The 19,082-nt window shown below is 28.9% G+C and carries 20 protein-coding genes and 3 tRNA genes; 2 read left to right on the forward strand and 21 right to left on the reverse strand.

Annotation, left to right across the window (positions count from 1 at the left end; genetic code table 11):
* Positions 1 to 149: 149 nt before the first annotated feature.
* Genes MPAN_RS06055 through MPAN_RS06075 form a run of 5 tightly spaced genes read right to left on the reverse strand, consistent with a single transcriptional unit; the run spans position 150 to position 4,240 of the window.
* A complete protein-coding gene (locus tag MPAN_RS06055) occupies positions 150 to 1,070 on the reverse strand; it encodes a D-2-hydroxyacid dehydrogenase (RefSeq protein WP_176238875.1) in 921 nt (306 codons plus the stop codon).
* A 15-nt stretch (positions 1,071 to 1,085) separates the two neighbouring features.
* Positions 1,086 to 1,598: a GNAT family N-acetyltransferase gene (locus MPAN_RS06060; RefSeq protein ID WP_176238874.1), complete on the reverse strand. Its 513-nt coding sequence runs from the start codon at positions 1,596 to 1,598 to the stop codon at positions 1,086 to 1,088.
* 3 nt (positions 1,599 to 1,601) lie between these two features.
* Positions 1,602 to 2,219 (reverse strand): cyclase family protein, encoded by a 618-nt coding sequence (locus tag MPAN_RS06065; protein WP_176238873.1) that lies wholly within the window; start codon positions 2,217 to 2,219, stop codon positions 1,602 to 1,604.
* Positions 2,216 to 3,580, reverse strand: a complete 1,365-nt coding sequence (zwf, locus tag MPAN_RS06070) for a glucose-6-phosphate dehydrogenase (protein ID WP_176238872.1) — start codon at positions 3,578 to 3,580, stop codon at positions 2,216 to 2,218. Before zwf ends, MPAN_RS06065 begins: the two co-directional genes overlap by 4 nt.
* Before the next feature lie 48 nt (positions 3,581 to 3,628).
* Positions 3,629 to 4,240 (reverse strand): DNA-3-methyladenine glycosylase family protein, encoded by a 612-nt coding sequence (locus MPAN_RS06075; protein ID WP_176238871.1) that lies wholly within the window; start codon positions 4,238 to 4,240, stop codon positions 3,629 to 3,631.
* Positions 4,241 to 4,360: 120 nt separating this feature from the next.
* On the opposite strand from MPAN_RS06075, the gene ggt reads away from it, so the two are divergent.
* Positions 4,361 to 5,938 carry a gamma-glutamyltransferase gene (gene ggt, locus MPAN_RS06080; protein ID WP_176238870.1) on the forward strand — a complete coding sequence of 526 codons (1,578 nt, stop codon included), beginning with the start codon at positions 4,361 to 4,363 and terminating at the stop codon, positions 5,936 to 5,938.
* A 61-nt stretch (positions 5,939 to 5,999) separates the two neighbouring features.
* Complete coding sequence (locus tag MPAN_RS06085; protein WP_176238869.1) at positions 6,000 to 6,521, forward strand: GNAT family N-acetyltransferase; 522 nt, start codon at positions 6,000 to 6,002, stop codon at positions 6,519 to 6,521.
* Positions 6,522 to 6,609: 88 nt separating this feature from the next.
* Here the strand turns inward: MPAN_RS06085 and MPAN_RS06090 are convergent, their stop codons facing one another.
* The 16 genes from MPAN_RS06090 to MPAN_RS06165 form a co-directional block, all read right to left on the reverse strand.
* On the reverse strand, positions 6,610 to 7,041 hold the full coding sequence (locus MPAN_RS06090) for a putative immunity protein (protein ID WP_176238868.1): 432 nt from the start codon (positions 7,039 to 7,041) through the stop codon (positions 6,610 to 6,612).
* Positions 7,034 to 8,248: an MFS transporter gene (locus MPAN_RS06095; protein ID WP_176238867.1), complete on the reverse strand. Its 1,215-nt coding sequence runs from the start codon at positions 8,246 to 8,248 to the stop codon at positions 7,034 to 7,036. Before MPAN_RS06095 ends, MPAN_RS06090 begins: the two co-directional genes overlap by 8 nt.
* An 81-nt stretch (positions 8,249 to 8,329) precedes the next feature.
* Positions 8,330 to 8,881: an AAA family ATPase gene (locus tag MPAN_RS06100; RefSeq protein WP_176238866.1), complete on the reverse strand. Its 552-nt coding sequence runs from the start codon at positions 8,879 to 8,881 to the stop codon at positions 8,330 to 8,332.
* 92 nt (positions 8,882 to 8,973) lie between these two features.
* Positions 8,974 to 9,465, reverse strand: coding sequence for a pyridoxamine 5'-phosphate oxidase family protein (locus tag MPAN_RS06105; RefSeq protein WP_176238865.1), 492 nt, complete (start codon positions 9,463 to 9,465; stop codon positions 8,974 to 8,976).
* A 14-nt stretch (positions 9,466 to 9,479) separates the two neighbouring features.
* Positions 9,480 to 10,478 (reverse strand): NAD-dependent epimerase/dehydratase family protein, encoded by a 999-nt coding sequence (locus MPAN_RS06110; protein WP_176238864.1) that lies wholly within the window; start codon positions 10,476 to 10,478, stop codon positions 9,480 to 9,482.
* 277 nt (positions 10,479 to 10,755) lie between these two features.
* Positions 10,756 to 10,896 (reverse strand): hypothetical protein, encoded by a 141-nt coding sequence (locus MPAN_RS06115; RefSeq protein ID WP_176238863.1) that lies wholly within the window; start codon positions 10,894 to 10,896, stop codon positions 10,756 to 10,758.
* Positions 10,897 to 10,983: 87 nt separating this feature from the next.
* Positions 10,984 to 11,304, reverse strand: a complete 321-nt coding sequence (locus tag MPAN_RS06120; protein WP_176238862.1) for a HepT-like ribonuclease domain-containing protein — start codon at positions 11,302 to 11,304, stop codon at positions 10,984 to 10,986.
* Entirely contained in the window at positions 11,294 to 11,788 is a 495-nt protein-coding gene (locus MPAN_RS06125; protein WP_176238861.1) for a nucleotidyltransferase domain-containing protein, read from the reverse strand. The genes MPAN_RS06120 and MPAN_RS06125 overlap by 11 nt, the downstream gene beginning before the upstream one ends.
* 156 nt (positions 11,789 to 11,944) lie before the next feature.
* Positions 11,945 to 12,033, reverse strand: a tRNA-Ser gene (locus MPAN_RS06130).
* Positions 12,034 to 12,036: 3 nt separating this feature from the next.
* Positions 12,037 to 12,114, reverse strand: a tRNA-Arg gene (locus tag MPAN_RS06135).
* Positions 12,115 to 12,268: 154 nt separating this feature from the next.
* On the reverse strand, positions 12,269 to 12,790 hold the full coding sequence (locus tag MPAN_RS06140) for a glutathione peroxidase (RefSeq protein ID WP_176238860.1): 522 nt from the start codon (positions 12,788 to 12,790) through the stop codon (positions 12,269 to 12,271).
* Positions 12,791 to 12,870: 80 nt separating this feature from the next.
* Complete coding sequence (locus MPAN_RS06145) at positions 12,871 to 13,665, reverse strand: GNAT family N-acetyltransferase (protein WP_176238859.1); 795 nt, start codon at positions 13,663 to 13,665, stop codon at positions 12,871 to 12,873.
* A 22-nt stretch (positions 13,666 to 13,687) separates the two neighbouring features.
* Positions 13,688 to 13,764 (reverse strand) — tRNA-Pro (locus MPAN_RS06150).
* An 80-nt stretch (positions 13,765 to 13,844) separates the two neighbouring features.
* On the reverse strand, positions 13,845 to 15,170 hold the full coding sequence (locus MPAN_RS06155; protein ID WP_176238858.1) for a C1 family peptidase: 1,326 nt from the start codon (positions 15,168 to 15,170) through the stop codon (positions 13,845 to 13,847).
* Positions 15,171 to 15,189: 19 nt separating this feature from the next.
* Positions 15,190 to 18,465 carry an ATP-binding protein gene (locus tag MPAN_RS06160; protein WP_176238857.1) on the reverse strand — a complete coding sequence of 1,092 codons (3,276 nt, stop codon included), beginning with the start codon at positions 18,463 to 18,465 and terminating at the stop codon, positions 15,190 to 15,192.
* Positions 18,443 to 19,081 (reverse strand): DUF4194 domain-containing protein, encoded by a 639-nt coding sequence (locus MPAN_RS06165; RefSeq protein ID WP_176238856.1) that lies wholly within the window; start codon positions 19,079 to 19,081, stop codon positions 18,443 to 18,445. The genes MPAN_RS06160 and MPAN_RS06165 overlap by 23 nt, the downstream gene beginning before the upstream one ends.
* Between the last annotated feature and the right edge of the window lies 1 nt (position 19,082).

Genomic DNA, 19,082 nt, shown 5'->3' on the forward strand with positions numbered 1-19,082 from the left:
ATATTTTTTCTTATATGTACCACCTCTATTTTTTGTATCTCAAATGATTTGAATTTCAAAATACTCTTTTAATTCTATCACAATATTATATATTGTCAATTATTATATGATTTTTTACATAAGAAAAAAAGTGAACACATGTTCACTTTTTATACAACTTTATTATCTAACTCAATTTGTTCTAGATACTTTTTAAAAGTATCTATAATCTCAAAGGCAATTCTGTTGTTAACTTTAGGAGATGATGAAGCATTATGTGGCGTAATTAAACAATTGTCTAAATCCCATAACGTGTCATCTTTAGGTAGTGGTTCTGGACTTGTTACATCTAAAGCAGCACCTCTTATTTGGTTATTCATTAATGCTTTTTTAAGTGCAATTTGATCAATGATTTCTCCTCTTGCTACATTAACAATCAATGCGTCTTTTTTCATAACTGATAATGCTCTAGCATCAATTAAATTTTTAGTATCTTTTGTTAACGGGATTGCGATGATAATATAATCACTTTCTTTAAGAAGTTCATATAACCCATCAGATGTTGTATAAATTTTATCAAAAAAATCTACATGTGTTAAATGTCTTTTATATCCAATAACTTTTGTTTTAAATGCTTTCATTCGCTCTGCAATATGTTGTCCAATAGATCCTGTACCTATAATCCCTATTGTAGCTCCATAAAGTTCATGGTCTGATTTTTGAAATTTCCATAAATGTTTTTCTTGATTTTTCATATGATTTTTTAATTGTCGATTAAAATACAAAATCTTAGAAAAGACATCTTCTGCTATTTGTATGCTAAAAACATCTTTTGCATAGGTTAAAAGTATTCCTCTTCGCTTTAAATATTCTAAATCAATACCATCATAACCTGCAGTAATCAACTCAATCCATTTTAGATTTTTATATTGTTCTAAAACATCTATAGTTACATAACTTGGAACGGTAATGATAATGTGGCAATCATAACTCTTTTCAACATCGAAAATAAATTCGTGATTTTTATATTCAAGCATGAATGCTTCATACAATTCTATTTTTACATATCTTTTATCTAAAAATACTTTCATGTTATCCCACCTTTTCTATAGTAATATATCAAATGCAAGTCTTTTTGGATCTCCTGGATGATTTTTATTTAAAAATATGTATCCTTTTAACTCGTATCCCAAAGATTTAAAAAATCTAATTGCATATTTGTTATTCTCGTGTGTATCTATTCTAATATAGTCTATGTGTTTCTCTTTTGCTAGATTATGAGCAAATATCATCAGTTTTTCAGCTATATCTTGTCCTAAGAATTGCTTTGAGACTGCTAATCTATGAATAGTCAGATACGGTCTATCTGATGTCCATGCGCCATCATATATGATGTCATAAGTTGGCTCTATGCCTGATTTAATCGCAATCATTCCGATAATTTGACGATCAAGCTCATAAACATAAAATTCATTAAGATTTATATCATTTGTTATTGTTTGTTGATCTGGTAAGTGATACTGCCATTGGTCAATACCTCTTTGTTTTAAAAGCTTAGTTGTTTCTAATCTTAAATCCCAGATGTGTTTAAGATCACTAATTTTAGCTAATCTAATCATAAGTCATGCCACCAAAATAACACTTAATAATAGTGCATCTGCATGATCCATTTTAATAGGAAGAGCATACATAAAATAAGATCCTTGTTTAATTTCTTTCAATCTTAATCCTTCAATGATATAAATATCTTTTTCAAATAACAATTTGTGAGTCATATGATTTTCTTGATCTCGCTCTACACCAAGTGCATCAACTCCTACACCTCTAATTTCTTTTTGATTTAAATAAAGTGCTGCACTTTGATCAATGTAGATAAATTTAAAATTAAATTTATCTTCATAACTATTTTGAGTTTTAAACAAAATAAAATCATTTTTACAAATATCTAAATCAACTAAATCATCTTTTGAAATTGCATCTTTAATATGAGTCATATCAAAGACTTTAACTTCTCTAATGAGTCTATTTAGTTCCAATTTGCTTGATGTTTGACCATCTTTAATCATATGCAACGGAAAATCCATATGTGTTCCTGTGTGCAGATTCATCGTTACTTCAGTTTCATGAGCAGGACTTGTATCAAAATCAGATGCAACTCTAAAAACAGGTTTTTTACTATCCTTATTTTTATATACTTGCATATCTGGTGTAATTTTCATACTTACATCATAATAAATCATGGCATTTTCACATCCATTTTTTCTTTTATAAGAACCTGTAAGGCTTTGTAATCATTATAAATGATAGGATCTGTTTGTTTTTCTTTGATATGCTCAATAAGCTTCCAAGATAATTCAATCTCATCCCATCTAGTGAATAGGGTTTTGTGTGACTCTGTAGCTTCTAGTAATAGTTTTTCATAGGCTTCACTTAAATTACCTACAGCATTACATGCTGCACAGTATTCTAATTCAACTTCTTGGACATCACCTGTTAAACCAGGCACTTTAGAATTAAATTTTAAGCCTACACCATCATCTGGTGCAATTTTAATATAGAGTTTATTTGTAGATAATGGTAGATTCCATTTTCTTTGTTCTGAAGTTTCTTCAAATTCAACAATAATCACTGATTCTTTTTGATCTAATTTCTTACCCGTCATTAAGTAAAAAGGAACACCTTTAAACCTTGGAGTATTTACAAATGCTTTTATAAAAACAAAAGTCTCAGTTTTAGAATCTTTATTTACCTTATCCTCATTTAAATATCCTTCATATTGTCCAAATATAAATGAATTTGAATCAAATGAAACATTTTCTATCGCTTTGACTTTTTCATTTTTAACATCTTCACTATGATAACTTAGAGGTACTTCCATTGAAACCATACTTAACATTTGTATTAAATGAGATTGCACCATATCTTTTAGCGCACCTGATTGATCATAGTATCCACCTCTATTAAAGATACCATCTGTTTCTTTAACAATAATTTTTACATTTTTAATTGTTCTATTGTACCAAACTTCTTCAAAGATTCTATTAGCAAATCTTACCATCATAATATTTTGTATCATTTCTTTTCCTAAGTAATGATCAATTCTATAAATTTGTTTTTCATCAAAGAATTCCCATAGCATTTGATTAATTTTTTTAGCACTTTTTAAATCATGACCGAAAGGTTTTTCAAATATTATTAATTGATTTTCATTAGCTTTTTCGATCAAACCAGAGTGATTGATGTTTTGTGCAACATCAAAGAACAACTCTGGACCTATAGCAAGATAATAAAGTTGTTTTGTTTGATTATCAGTTTCCTTTGAGATAATTTTTTTTAATTCATTGTAATCATTTTTATCTGTAATCTGAATTTTATGATATTCAACAATTTGTTCTAAAGTTTTTAAATCTAATGGTGCACTTGATTCATCATTCATATAAGTTAGATATGATTTCGTGTTTAAATCTTTTCTACCTAAACAAATGATTTTAGTTTCTTTAGGAATTTTATTATCTTTATATAGTTTTGATAATGCAGGAAGCAGTTTTCTTGATGTTAAATCTCCTGTAGAACCAAATATTGTAAATATTAGTTTTTTCATTATTTATATCTGTCCTTTCAAATTGATGTCATTGATAATATATGTTTGTTAATCCCAAGAATGCCATAAAAAATGAGAAACATATGAGCGATATGGTATCCATTTTTGACTATAGGCTTCAATTTCTTTATGTGTCATTTCCGGTCTGTTTAATAATTGTTTAAGTGCGTTTCTTAATCCTAAATCCAATGTGGAAAAAACATCTTTTCTACCCATTGAAAACATTAAAAACATTTGAGCGGTCCATATACCAATTCCTTTAACTTCTGTCAATTGATTGATGATTTCTTCATCTGTCATAGAGTCAAATTTTTCGAACAAAATTTCTTTATCGTCTATATGTTTGGCTAAAGACTTTAAATACTTAATCTTAGGTCTAGATAATCCAATATCTCTTAGTTGATCATCTGATGTATTTAGTATGTTAAATGGGTCGATTTGATTGTTTAAAAGCTCAAGTAGTCTATTATAGATGATATCAGCAACTCTAGTAGACAATTGTTGAGCAATAATTGTTTGAACTAAAGATTGATAGTAATCTACCGATACTTTTACTTTTATTTCACTTTTATTTTCAAATAATGATTTTAAATTAGGATCTTTATCAATTAAAAAGACCACTTCTTTAGAGTTGTTTTTAAATGTGATTTCATAATCCATAAAAAACTCCTTTTTATCTATATGTTTTATTATAACATGACAAAAGAAAATAAAAGCCTGTATAGATTTATAAAATCAATGATAAACTATATATAGACTAAGATAAAAAGGTGTGAGATCATGAATAAGTACAATTCTAATAAAACACCCGTACTTGCAAAGCATGGTGTGGTTGCTACTAGCGAACCTAATGCTGCAAATGCTGGACTAGAAATTCTAAAAAAAGGTGGAAATGCTATTGATGCAGCAATTGCAACAGCTGCTGCCTTAACTGTATGTGAACCTACAAGTAATGGTATTGGCGGAGATAATTTTGCGATTATTTGGTATAAAGGTAAACTCATTGGTATGAACTCAAGTGGTAAATCTCCAGCTTTACTTTCTATGGATGTATTAAAGGAGAAAGGATTATCTGAACTTCCGCGATTTGGGTTTCTACCCGTCACTGTTCCTGGCGTTGTTAAGGGATGGGCGGAGTTATCAAAAAAATATGGAAAGCTCTCTTTTAAAGAAGTTTTAGCCCCTGCTATTAGGCTTGCAAAAGATGGCTATAAGATTTCTGCAACAGTTGCGAGCAATTGGAAGCGTGCAAAACAAATATATGAAAAAAACTTAAACGATGATATGTTTAAGTACTGGTTTGAAACATTTGGAAATGTTCCAGATGTTGGTGATGATGTTGTCTTAAAAGATCATGCTAAAAGCTTGGAAGACATCGCCAATACATTTGGGGATAGTTTTTATAATGGAAATATCGCTGATAAAATTGAAAGCTTTTCAATTAAATATGGTGGCTTAATTAGAAAAAGCGATTTAAGTGCTCACAAAGTTAATTGGGTACATCCTATTTCCACTTCATATAGAGGATATGACCTTTATGAACTTCCACCAAATACACAAGGTATCATTGGACTCATGGGTTTAAATATACTTGAAAACCATAAATTTAATGAAACTGATAGTGTAGACACATATCATCAATATATTGAATCAATTAAACTAGCTTTTAGTGATGGACTAAATTATATTGCAGATCCTGAGTACATGAAAATCAGTGTTGATGATATGTTATCAAAATCATATGCAAAACAAAGATACGAAAAAATAAATGAAAATGCACAAATTCCAAAATGTGGAGATCCAAAATCTTCAGGTACTGTTTATCTTGCGACTGCAGATAAAGATGGTAATATGGTGTCTTTCATTCAAAGTAACTATATGGGCTTTGGTTCTGGACTGGTTGTACCTCATACAGGTATAACACTTCAAAATAGAGGACATAATTTTTCTATGGATGAAAAATCAGTCAATTACATTGGTCCAAATAAAAAACCTTATCATACAATTATTCCTGGATTTATCATGAAAGATAAATTGCCAGTTGGACCATTTGGTGTTATGGGTGGCTTCATGCAACCTCAAGGGCACCTACAAGTCATATCTTCTATGCTAGATTTTAATCTTGATCCACAAGAAGCTCTTGATCGACCAAGATTCCAATGGATAAAAGAAAACACCATATATGTCGAGCCAAACCTAGATGAATCCATCATTAAGGGTCTAAAAGAAAAAGGTCATGATGTTATTATTCAGCCTGATTTAGGTCATTTTGGTCGTGGTCAAATCATCTTAAAAAAAGATGAAAACTATATAGCTGCAACAGAAATTAGATGTGATGGAACCATTTGTTCATATTGATTTCTTTGCTTAATAAAGCAAATTATGGTATAATTTCTTCAAGAAAAGGAAGTATGAAGATATGTATAAATTAGTAAAACCTAATCTAGAACATAAAGCTAAATTTCTAGATTATTTGGATGACTGGGGTGATCAATCCATGACACCATTGACATCTGATATGAAGGATATGAGCTATGAAGATCTTTTAAGTTATTTTTATCAAGCTGAACATGATATTAATTTGCCTAGAGGTTATGTGCCAGATTCTAATTATTTTTTTGTAGATGAACATAATGAAATCTTTGGATTTGTAAATATAAGACATTATTTAAATGATATATTGTTAAAGATTCGTGGTCATATAGCATATGGTATTAGACCTTCAAAAAGAGGTATGGGATTATCTAAGATAATGCTTGAATTAGCTTTAATAGAAGCAAAAAAAAAAGGGATAAATCGTGTTTTAATGGTATGTGATAAATCAAATATTGCATCAGCTAAAAGTATTATCGCAAATAAGGGGATATTAGAAAATGAGGTCTATGATGTTACAGACCATAAAATTATTCAAAGATTTTGGATTGATTTAAGTGATGAATAATCATCACTTTTTTTTATGTATAAAGAAAAATACGCGATATGGGTCGCGTATTTTTTCTTTTGATAATCCGGAGAAAGTGGATTTATGTTTAAATTATATCATCAAGTTTTTTATATGTCACTTGATATGCACTTTCTAAATTCTCTACTTGATTTTCATAAACTAACTTCACATCTTTATCATATAGTTTATACAGTTTTAATATATAATTTGCTGCATGAAAAGCATGTGTCTTAACATGAATGATTGATAATGATTGTCCGTAGATTCTATAAAGCAATTTATGTGTCAAATCTATTGATGATCTTGCTTTTTGATGCAGTTTAAAAGCTTCTCTCCTAATTTCAGCAATGGTTACAATATTTTGCGTAGACGCATTCATAAGAGTATCTATATGTTTAAACTCACTATCTTCAAGATTAAGATCTTTGTGCATTTTTTTAATTGATTCTCTAATCCAAAGCAATAAATACTCTTTAGAGATATCTTTGTAATGATTGATTGTGTTTGCTTTAAACACTTAAATTTACCTTTTGTTGATGTTTCTTTTCTAAAACATAAACAACACCTAATAATAATACACCAATTAAAAATGTAAGTGCTGATGAATCAAATAATAAAAGTGCACTTCTTTCATATAAGAATCCACCTAATAATGGTCCTATGACCATACCTATTGATAAAAATGATTGTCTAACACCCATGACTCTCCCAAATTTTCCTTCTTCCGCATGCAGTGAAATGAAATTTTGCTCTAGTGGTTGATATACAGCTTTGAAGATAACATATATCATATATACAGTATATACAATTAATAAAAAATTAGACGCTCTAAATACAAATAATACAATAACTGCACTTAATATTTGAATAATTGCAATCGCAAATATTTGTTTTTTAAATCTAGCAAATAAAGGAACTATAAAGATAGATGTTAATACTGAAACAATACCAGTTGTAAAAACAAATGTTCCTAATTGCAACGGTGTATAACCTAATTCATCAAAATAGACATCCATATATTTGCTTAAATTGATTGCACCTATAGTCATGAACGTTAAAGATATTAAAAAGAATAATAAACTTGGTCTAATATGTGCAACTTCTTTTAAACTTTGCAGCATATTTGGTCTTTTTACAGTTTGTACATCAAATTTAGAATCTTTAAATGCAAAATAGATATATGCTGCATAAAAGACATTTAATATAGCTTGTATTAAAAAGATTTTAGAATATGAAGTAATATTTAATAAATCTACCATAACTTCATTAGTTCCTATGAATCCCCCTAGATAATAACCAATCGATCCTCCTAGGGTCATTGCTGCTGCTGTATATGCTAAATGTTTGGTTCTATCTTTTTTTTCAGAAATTTCAATAATATGACTAATTAATAAGGTTGCTGCTGCAACCACACCCAATCCACTAAAGAATCTAAAAAATACCATGATGTATTGATTGCCTGCATAGCCAAAACCAAATTGGCCAATACTATACATAAGTAATCCAATTACAATATAATTCCTCTTTTTGCCATTATCTCCTAAAACACCCCAAATTGGACCACCAATCATAAGTCCAAAACTCATAGACGCAAAAAACACCCCAAACATGAAGTCTGGTATACCTAGACTTCTAACGAATGATGGCGTTACTGGATGACCAAGATTATGTATAATTCCTTGAACAAGGAAAAATGATATGGTTATAAGTATTGATTTTTTCATGCTTTCTCCTAGTGACACTTGATATTATATCATTTAAGTAGTTTTTTTTATTATTAATACATAAAAAAAATGAGAGTTTTCTCATTTTTCTTTTTCTTGATTTTTTATATATCTTTGATAGCTATGATTAACAAATCTTGCTAGTTCTTCTAATGTTTTAGATTCATTGGTAATTGTTAAGTCAATTCGATTTAAATTAGATTCATTAAAAATGTTTTGATCGTTTTTAATTCTTTGTTCAATAATTAATGGATCATCATTTCTTTTTGTCATTCTTTCTATTCTTAATGCTTCACTTGTTTTAACATATACAACAAATATATCATTTGCTAATTGTTTGATTAAAGTATTTGCGCCATCTGGTTCAACAATAACAATTCCATTTTTGTGAACATCTTTTTTTTGAATGCCATATAGATGATTGTGATATTGAGATGCTTCAAAAAAGGCATTTTCTTTTTGAAGATTTAGAAATGTTTGTTTAGAAACAAAATGATAATCAATACCATCTATTTCACCATCTCTTTTTTCTCTAGTTGTTGTTGTTACACATTTTTGATAACCATATTTTTGATATAAAGTTTTTGCTAATTGAGTTTTCCCACTAGCAGACGCACCTACACATACAATCATTTACAATCTCCTTTTGAAATCTTTTATGCTTAATATTCATATATTATTTTAACATGAATTCAAAGGGACATGTAAAAAAATTTAAATATACTTTATTTTTTATTATGTCCTTTAGGATTTGTTGCTTGATTGATGATTTGTCTTTGGCAATCTATATTATATGCTTGGCCTGGACCTATAACAAATCTGCCGTTTTCTATATTACATTTAACTATAAGAAAATCCATTTTAAATAACATAGTTGCCATATCTCCAAAGCGTTTTACAAATTCACCTTTAACCATATCATCTTTAATATCTAATATGGTAGAAACGGCATATGAAAGCCGTTTTCTAAAAAATATATTTGGTGTTTGTGCTTCATCTTGAATAAACATAATACTCGCATTTTGATTCAATGATAGATTGTCATAATGCTTTGCAATCATACTGATTAAAAAATAATAGTGATTGTCATAAAAGACATATGGTGCATATGATGTATATGGTTTTTGCTCATTAGTAATAGTTGAAATTACAACCGATAAAAAATTAGATGTGAAACTATTTAATTGGTCTTGAACTTTTTCAATTGAGTTTTTCATAGTTTACTCCTTTATTATTTGTAATTTTGTTTAAAGTCTTCTATTAAAGCATCATATCTTTTCGTAAAATCAACATCTATTTCTTGTAGTTTTTTATCACTCAAATAATATGCTATAGAATTTTTCACTATATCTGGATACTCTGTTTTTGATATATAGTTTGGTGCAACTCTTTTGATCTTAGAATTATCAAATACAGCACTATCTTTTTTATCTCCATACAATTCACCTTTTAGTTCAGGAAAATGCTTTAAAATGAAATCTGTAGGGATATGAATGACATTAGGTTTAACATCAAGTGCATCATATACAGCTTGAGTTAATTGGTTCCAATCATAAACTTTATCAGATGTTAAATGGTAGTAATTTTGATAAGTTTTCTCATTACCAAGAATATCTAGAAATGCCTCTGCAAAATCATAGTTATATGTAAGTGTCCAAAGTGACTTTCCATCATCTGGAATGATCACTGGTTTATGATCAATCATTCTTTGAGGGATAGTGAATGGATTTTTATCTGATTTTATTTGAAATATCAAACCATGATGGTCATATGTATGTGATGGTCTAATGATTGTAACATTAAAATTATCATCTTTTAAGTTTAACAAATATTCTTCACATAGCTGTTTATTTTTTGAATACTCCCAATATTGATTATCCAAAGCAACATCTTCTGTTATTGGTAGTTTAGGTAATGGTTTTTGATATGCTGATGCACTAGAAATAAAAACATATTGCTCGGTAATATTTTTAAATAACTTATAATCTCTTTTAACTTGATCTGTACTAAAAGCAATCCAATCAACGACACTATCAAACTTATGATGTTTAAGTGCCTTTTCAACTGCTTTTTCATCATTGATATCACATATGATTGAAGTGACACCTTTGGGTAATTCAGTATTCTTATTCCCTCTATTTAACACATAAAGATCGATGTCTCTTTTTGCTGCAAGATTTGTAACTGCTGTTGATATTAAGCCTGTTCCACCAATAAATAGTACTTTCATAGTTTATGCTCCTTAATTGTTTATCTATATATATTTTACCACTTTTTAACGCTTGTTCAATTATAAGACTTTTTACTTTAAAATAAATAAAAAAGTATGATTGTCAATTACTCATCATACTTTCTTTTATATCTTTTTATTAAAATTAAATTCTTTCGTATATTCAGATTATATGCTTTTCACTAATTCTAAAATAAGAATTCCTGTAAAACTCCTACAATATGGCACAACATTTATTGCGATTTTTCCCGTTCCCACTCCTACTTCTAAAACTGCTTTAGTCAAATCTAATTCCATTGTGTTTAGAAAAACTTTGCCCATCCCACTTTTTCATGTACTCTTTCATTTCTTCAGAATCATAAACTGGATCATTATTTTCTTCTATCAACATATCATAATGTTTCACTGTTTTACTCATATTTAATCCTCCTTGTTAAAGGTTTACATGATTTATCTAACATACTCTATAAGAAAACTGTTCAATTAAATGTAACCGATTCACATATTATTTGTCTAATTTATATAACAATTCTGGTATATTTACTGTAGCAATGTCATAAATGATATTCAGTCTAATACCTTCGTATTCATGTGATATCATATTTCTTAAACCAATAATGCTTGGCCAATGAATAGAATTATAAATTTGTTTTGTCTCATCTGAAAGTTTCTTTGCTGTTTCACCGATTTGTTCTAGATTTAATATAACTGCATCGACTTTCTCGTCATTGTTCTCAAAGTCTGTGATTGTATCGACTTCTTCCATATATCTGCCAATTTTCTTTGCATACTTAATGATACGATCAATATATATCTTATCTTTCATAAATCAGCGCTCCTGACTTTTTAATTTCTTCATCAATTTTCGAATATTCTTGAACTGTTTTATTACTTAGAACTTCCACTTTTTTCTTTAAATTTTCTCTTAGTTGTTCAACAAATTCAAAATACTCTAAACCGTATAAATCAGACTCCATATATAGATCAACATCACTATTTTGTGTAGCTTGACCTTTGACATATGATCCAAACAAATAAACTTTTTCAATATCATAATTCTTAGCTATTTTACTTATGTTTTCTTTTATTGTTAAAAATGACAAAACACCTGAGGATTCATCGATCTTAGCATATTCTTCCATTTTTACTCTTAGTAATCTATCCATAACTAAATCAATTGTCCACTCGCTGGGTTTCCTTACTTCTTGTTCCCAGTTTCTTAATGTTTTTACTGGTACGCCAGTTAATAATGATACTTGTTCTTGTGTTAATTCTAAGTTTTCTCTTACTATTTTAATATTATTAGACATAGTATTCACCACCTACACCATTATTATATACCCCATTGGGGTATTTGTCAATGGATTTATGCCCCATTGAGGTATAAAATAAAAAAGCTCCCTCCATCAGAGTATATGGTTTAATATACCATATCTCCAACTTTTGGAAGCAACTTCAGTGCGTATTGGCGGAGGAGAAGGGATTTGAACCCTTGCACCTTTTACAGTCTACGAGCTTTCCAAGCCCGCCTCTTCAGCCACTTGAGTACTCCTCCATATGGTGCATCCGACATGAATTGAACATGCGACCTTAACCTTCGGAGGGTTACGCTCTAATCCAACTGAGCTACGGATGCTTTCATATTATTTTACCATTTTTTAAAGGTTAACTCTATAGTTTTATATACAAAAAGAAAATTAACATTGCATAAGACATCTCTTATATAGATATTAAAAAACATGAACCTTATTATATAAAGTTCATGTTATTAATAAATATTCATTTTAAAGTTATGCAACTAATTCTTTAATGTATTTTTCTATGTCTTCTGGTTTAAATCCTGGACTAAATCTTTTAACAATCTTACCATCTTTATCAACAAGAAATTTTGTAAAATTCCATTTGATTTTGTTTCCAAAAAGCATGTTTCTTAAAAAGCCTTCTTCTTTTTCTGTTCCTTTTAATTCTTTTGGACCATTTTCTTTTAAGTATTTATATAATGGTATCGCATCTTTACCATTTACATCAATTTTTGAAAATGTCTCAAATTTAGTTCCATAAGTTAATTCACAAAATTCTTTAATTTCTTCATTTGTTCCAGGTGCTTGATTCATAAATTGATTTGATGGAAAATCAAGTAATTCAAAATCTTTTCCGCCATATGTTTCATATAGTTTTTCTAACCCTTCATATTGAGGTGCAAAACCACATTTTGGTGCTGTATTAACAATTAATAAGACTTTTCCTTTATATTTTTCTAAAGATACGTCTTCATTTTTCATATTTTTCACTTTGAAATCATAAATCATCATATTTGTTCTCCTTTTATCTTACTTTATAATTATTATACCAAATAAGAGATCATAAATCATTCATATCGCATTACTTTATATCAATTCTTCTCATTTAAAATCATATCGATTTGACCATCTTCATCATTAGGTTTAAATCCAAATTTTGAATATATATGAATCGCATTTATATTAAGTTCATCAACTAGCAAAGATGCTTGAACTGCGCCTTTTGATTTTCCGTATGCTAATCCTTGTTTAAGGAGATTTTGTGCAATCTTTTGATTTGCATACGTCTTATCTACAACTAGCTCTCTAATCCAGCATGTCGGATTATTTTTTGTATGTACACCTACACATATCAGACCAATTAATTGATTATTCTCGTTTTTCTTAACAATAACACTTTGTACAAATAGATTGTTTTCGATTACATCTTCTAAGCTTCCATCCAACCAGCCTTCAAACCATGTTTTTGTTTGACCAAAAAAACCTCGAGACTCACCAGTAGCTTGTCTGGTTAAAATTGATGCTTGTTCTGCTTCATTTCTTTGAAGAAACAAAAAATTTTCAGTTATTTTTACATCAGAAAAATCTGTCTTCTTATAATCTTTAAATACACTTCTTAGCTTTGCCCCTACATCTTCTAATTTTGGAATCCAGCTTTTAGGCACAAAAGGAATAAGCAACTCCTTTGGATGTTTTCTTAAAATATCTAAAAGTGCTTTTGAATCATTCACTGCAAATCTAAGTTCTTCTAATTGAAGTTGTTCATCATAGAAAGTAAATATAAATCCATCTTTGTCATCTTTAAGCATTTTAATATCTCTTGATGGCAATAGATATAATAGTGAATGATATTTAAATTGTTCTATAATGTGATTAAAATTTTTCATGATTCTCTCCAGTTTTATTCAATGGTCGGGACGACAAGATTTGAACTTGCGACCTCTTGGACCCCATCCAAGCGCGCTACCAAGCTACGCCACGTCCCGTATATTAATTATATCAAAGTGCATCACATTAAAAAAGACACCTAAGTGATTTTTAAATCATTTAAGTGTCTTATCATTTATTATTTTGCTAGTGCTCCCATAGGATCCCATGGTTTTAAAACGACTGGTTCTTGTTCCCAAGCTTTCAATTGTTCTTTAGATAGATACTTCTTATTGATAACTGCTTGGTAAACATATTGATCAAACCATGAGTCAGAAGCCATATAATAGCCTTTTTCTCCTGTTTTATCTCCCCAGCTGTTTTGTATCTTCCATCTCTTTGGAACTTCTTCATCAAGATGAACAGCAGTTAGTAACATCGCATGATTCATAGCACTTTGACTGTAATATAGTTGATTTTCTTTTGACATTTCAAAAGACATGCCAAGCATTTCCTCATAATCAAATTGTTGGTCATCCCAAACACCTTTAGTTCTATCGCCAAAACGAGCAACATCTGAACCAAACCAAACAACTTCATTATCTAACATTTGTTTAATAACAAGTTCTTTTAAATCTTTCATTTCTAAATTTATGTATTTAATGTCTCTACCACCAATAACATTACCTAAATATGAAACTGTATAAGTTTTCATAAATGGTTTATCAATTGTTGGTGAATTGATAATAGATACATAGTCTTTTAAGATATCTCCGATTTGTTCTTTATAAAAACTTTGAGGTGTTAACTCTTTAATATTTTTATACGTATCTTTTGATACATATTCAAAATCAAATGTTTTTGGAGGTGTACCAAAATTAGTTACAAGCAATGTATAAAAATCATCTAAAGTCTTTTCTTTTAATGCTTTAATATCTGCTTGTTTACCACTTTGTGCTAAAGCTCTTGCTTCTGCTGCATATTTACGTAATTTAACATTAATCAATTGATTCATAAATCTTGTGCCACTAGAAGAAGTGGTTTCAACCATTGCTTCTTGAGGTACAACACCATATTTTTCAATCAGTGATACAAACATATCCCATTGTCCACCATCTTGAATACCTGTTTTTAAGATGTGTTGCAGGGTTCTATCATCATAATGGACAGTTAAGAAATCATCCATAATTTCGATAAAATAATTGATTTTTTCAAATTTATCCCAAAAAGCTGTATAGTTTTGTGATAATTCAAAAGATTTTAAATCATATTTGTTTGCGATGACTTCTCTTAAAAGATTAAGTCCTGCAAATATCCAACATCTACCACTTTGTTTTTGGTTTGTTACAGGTAATGTTTTAATTTCATTAGAAAACTTAAATTGATTAGATAAACTTGATTCTTGCTTTTCAAATAGATCTGCTAAATTGTTTTTAACTAAAACTCTAGATAATGCTTTTTGAACAGGTTTTTTACTAAAACTATTATTTAGTTTGTCAATGTCATTAGGTGTGATTGCTTTCATATTCTTTCTCCTTTTTTTGCTACATTCTTATTTGACGTTCATCATTAAATGTTTCTACAATTGCATAATCATTATCTTTAACGATCACTAAGCTCGTATTTACATAGTTAATGATATTTGATACTCTTTGTGGTGGTACTGCGATAAGTAATTGTATACTAAGTGAGTTGTAAAATTTCATCATCGCATCAATTCTTGATTCATCCATATTATTAAATGCTTCATCAAATAAGACGATACATCCTGAATCAATTCTTCTATTTTTGGTTAATAATTGTTGGAATGATGCTGCGATAACGATATAGAATGGCACTTGTGTTTCACCACCACTCTTTTCTTTAGAAACTTTAGAGAACATAGATTTGTTACCATTAATATTGGTAACTTCAATATCATATGACATATAGTTACGATAATCTAAGAATTTATATGTTAATGTGTCATATTCAGGGTCATTTGAAGCTATTTTTTCAAATAACTCCATTAATGCTGCTTCATTTTTCTTCGTTAAACCTTCTGTAAATAACGTATGCTTGCTAATGGCTTGATTACTCATGATGATGTCATAATACATCTTATAATCAGGATCAGTACTTGCTTTATACGTTAACTGATATGAATCACTACCAAAACGTTTGTCTTGTAGGGCATAATTTAATTCCGCAATTTGTTGTTGCGCATTTTCAATACTTGCTCTTAGTTTACCAACAAATTCTTCTTTAAATCCTGTTTCAGAACTTCTTCTTAATTCAGTAGCTTCTTGTTCATATTTAACTAAATTATTGTTTCTAATCTTATTGGCTTCTTGCTCATAATAGACTAATTCTTCTAATGTAGCTGCTGCACCAAAGTGATATGTTTCGTTATAGTTTTTCATAACATTAGCTAATTCAGTCTTATCTTTGATAATTTGTGAATTTAATGAGACTGAAGAGTTTGCAAGATAATTTGTAATTGAATCATGATCTTGTTTATATTTTTGTTTTAATGCATAAAATTGTGTGTTTGCGATACTTAATTTTTCTGGATGTTTTTGTGCAAGAACTTTTTGTTCTTGGACGAATTCATCAAGTTTCATTTGAACATCATCAATACGATCTAGAACACGTTGACGTTCTTCTCTTTGAGTCGCAATCTTTCCAACTAATTCATCAGATTCAAATCTTAATTCTTTCCTTGCAAGTTTAGCTTTTTCAATTTGCTCTTCAATGTTTTGTAGCGTCTTACTCTTACCTAATGCTAGGATTTGATCTTCAATGGTAGTATATTCTTTTCTTGTGAGTTTAATCAAATCAAGGTAACGAATTTGACCTTGATGAAGCAATTGTGCATTTCTAGATTGCAATAGTAATTTTAAAATATGATCATTTTTATCAGTTAAATTATATAATGCTTGCATTTGTTCTTCTAATCCAGCTAATGTGCGTTCTTCCATTTCAGTTTGAATGGCAGTTGCACTTTGACCGATAAATGGAACTTCATAATTTCTTGGATTGATTTGTCTAGCTGTATAATTTGAATACGTCATACATGTGCTTGTGATTGCTCTTTGATAGTTTTTTAATTCTTTAACATCATCAACACACATGATATTATTTAACATCATATTAACGTAGTATCTAGCATATTTATGCTCACTAGTTATTTTTGATGCTAGTGTATTTTCGTTTATTTGATCATAGTGTTGTATTTTTTGGGTATTTACTAGGCCAACACCGTATATTTTTTGATCAAACTTGATACGATCATATATTTCTAATGCATCATTAAAATATTTAGGATCAACAATAATATCAAAACGTTGTCCTCCAAGATATCCTTCTAGTGCATTTCTCCATTTTTCATCATTAACTTCAATCATTTCACAAAGCGGTTGAACATTCACTTCTTTTTGGTAATAATTTGAAAGTTCATCATTTAGTGAAGTAATGAGTTTTTGAACATAATATGGATAAGTTTTGACATGTTTTTTAAGTTGATGTAAGTTAGCTTTTGACTGACTAATACTACTTGATAAATCTTGTTTATTTTTTTCTAATTTATCTTTTTCAAGTGTATATGCTTGTACTAATGATTTAACATCTTGTTCTAGAGTACTTAAATGATTGTTAAGTTCTTCTGTGTCAAGTTGATCCATGGATTGTTGATAATATTGAACAAATTGTTTAATGCTTTGATTTGGCATAAGATTAGCCAATTCTTTCATCACGTTAAATTCTCTTTGTAAGTCTTGTTTAACTTGTAAAACATTTTCTTTTTGTTTTTCATACTCTAAAGCTTTTTTATTCAAGGCATCTTGATATGATTGTAGAGTTCTTGAGATATCATTATCATTTTTTGCACGTTCTAGATTTAAAATTGATGTGTCATTTTCATCCATTTGATCATCCAATTGAGATTTAGCATCTCTTAAATAATCAAGTTGTTTGTTGATGTTTGTTAATCTATTTTCATTTTCTTTGATAAACTCTTCTCTTTTTTCAACCCAATTTAATTGATCAATTAGGTTATTAATATCTTTTTGGCGTATATTTTGTTCAATATCTTCGCCTTTTTCATTGATTAATGTTAATTGTGTTAATTTATCTCTATCATTTTTAATTTGCTGCTCAATCTTTTTAAGTTGTGCAACATTGTTTTTTAAGGATTGAATATCAATTGGATCATCATCTAATAAAAACTCAAAAACAAATTGTTGTAAATCAATAGATCTGAACGCTAAAGCCTTTGGTAAGATTTTTGCATATTTTGTAGCATCCATGCCAAAAAATCTTGCAAGTGCTTCTCTATATTTTCTTTGAGACTCAAATGGAGAAAAATCCATATCTAATGTTTTTAAATATGCTTTCATAGATTTATAGTCTCTTGGATATTTCTTATCAAGAAAAAGACTATCATGAATAGATATATTATCTAAAAGATAAAATCTTTCTTTTAGATTCCCTGATTTTGGAAGTTCTAAAACAACACCCATTGTTGAATATTGTTTGCTTTGTTCATCAAAATATTCTAATGCAAGATGTGTAATCACATCTCCATTTCTTAAGTATTCTTTATTTTCTGCACCGATTCTACCTTTAATGTATCCTTCAAGTGTACGTTTCGCATCATCAGTAGCTGCTATATTGAATTTTGCGCCACTTCTACCACCGACTAGAAGATATTGCATTGCATCTAATAAAGTCGATTTACCAGATCCATTTTCACCTGATATTAAAGCATTGTCTTTAATATCTATCGTTTGATTTGAAAATAAATGCCAATTAATTAATTTAATCTTCGTCAATTTCTTCATAATCAGATGTATCTCCTTCCGCATATGCTTCAAATTTATCTACGACTTCTTTAATAGATTCTAGATTTGTAACATATAAGATTGTTGGATATATTTTGATTCTTGCATCATCGTTTAATCCACGATCAATGTAATCAATCATATTGTAATTTCTTAAAAACGTTAATGCTGGTTTCAAACGATCTTTTGTAATACGCTTATGATCAAGATATCCAATTCTTGTAAGTTCACTATGTATTTCATGCAAGAAGATTTCTACATCATCATCTAATGTGACAAAATCTTTTTTTCTTTGAAATAATATACGAAGAATTAATAACATTATTGTTTCAGTTTTTCTTAAGCGCATATGATTAAATAATTGTTCATTTGAAATATAAACAACTTCATCATCTCTATGAATATTTAGATTGAAATCAGCTAAAGTGAAATATGCCTCAAAAACTTCTTTATACGCAAGAATAAATCTATAATCGTTTGCATCTCCAGGTTTTCTTTTGGTTAAAAAATTAACTTGAAGTAATTTATTGACGATTCTAGAAACATTATTTTTTTCGCCTTCTTTTAAGTTGAAGTATATATCATTTAATTGTTTCATTGCATTTGTTTTATTCATA

The organism is Mariniplasma anaerobium, from assembly GCF_016865445.1.
Classification (GTDB): Bacteria; Bacillota_I; Bacilli_A; order Acholeplasmatales; family Acholeplasmataceae; genus Mariniplasma; species Mariniplasma anaerobium.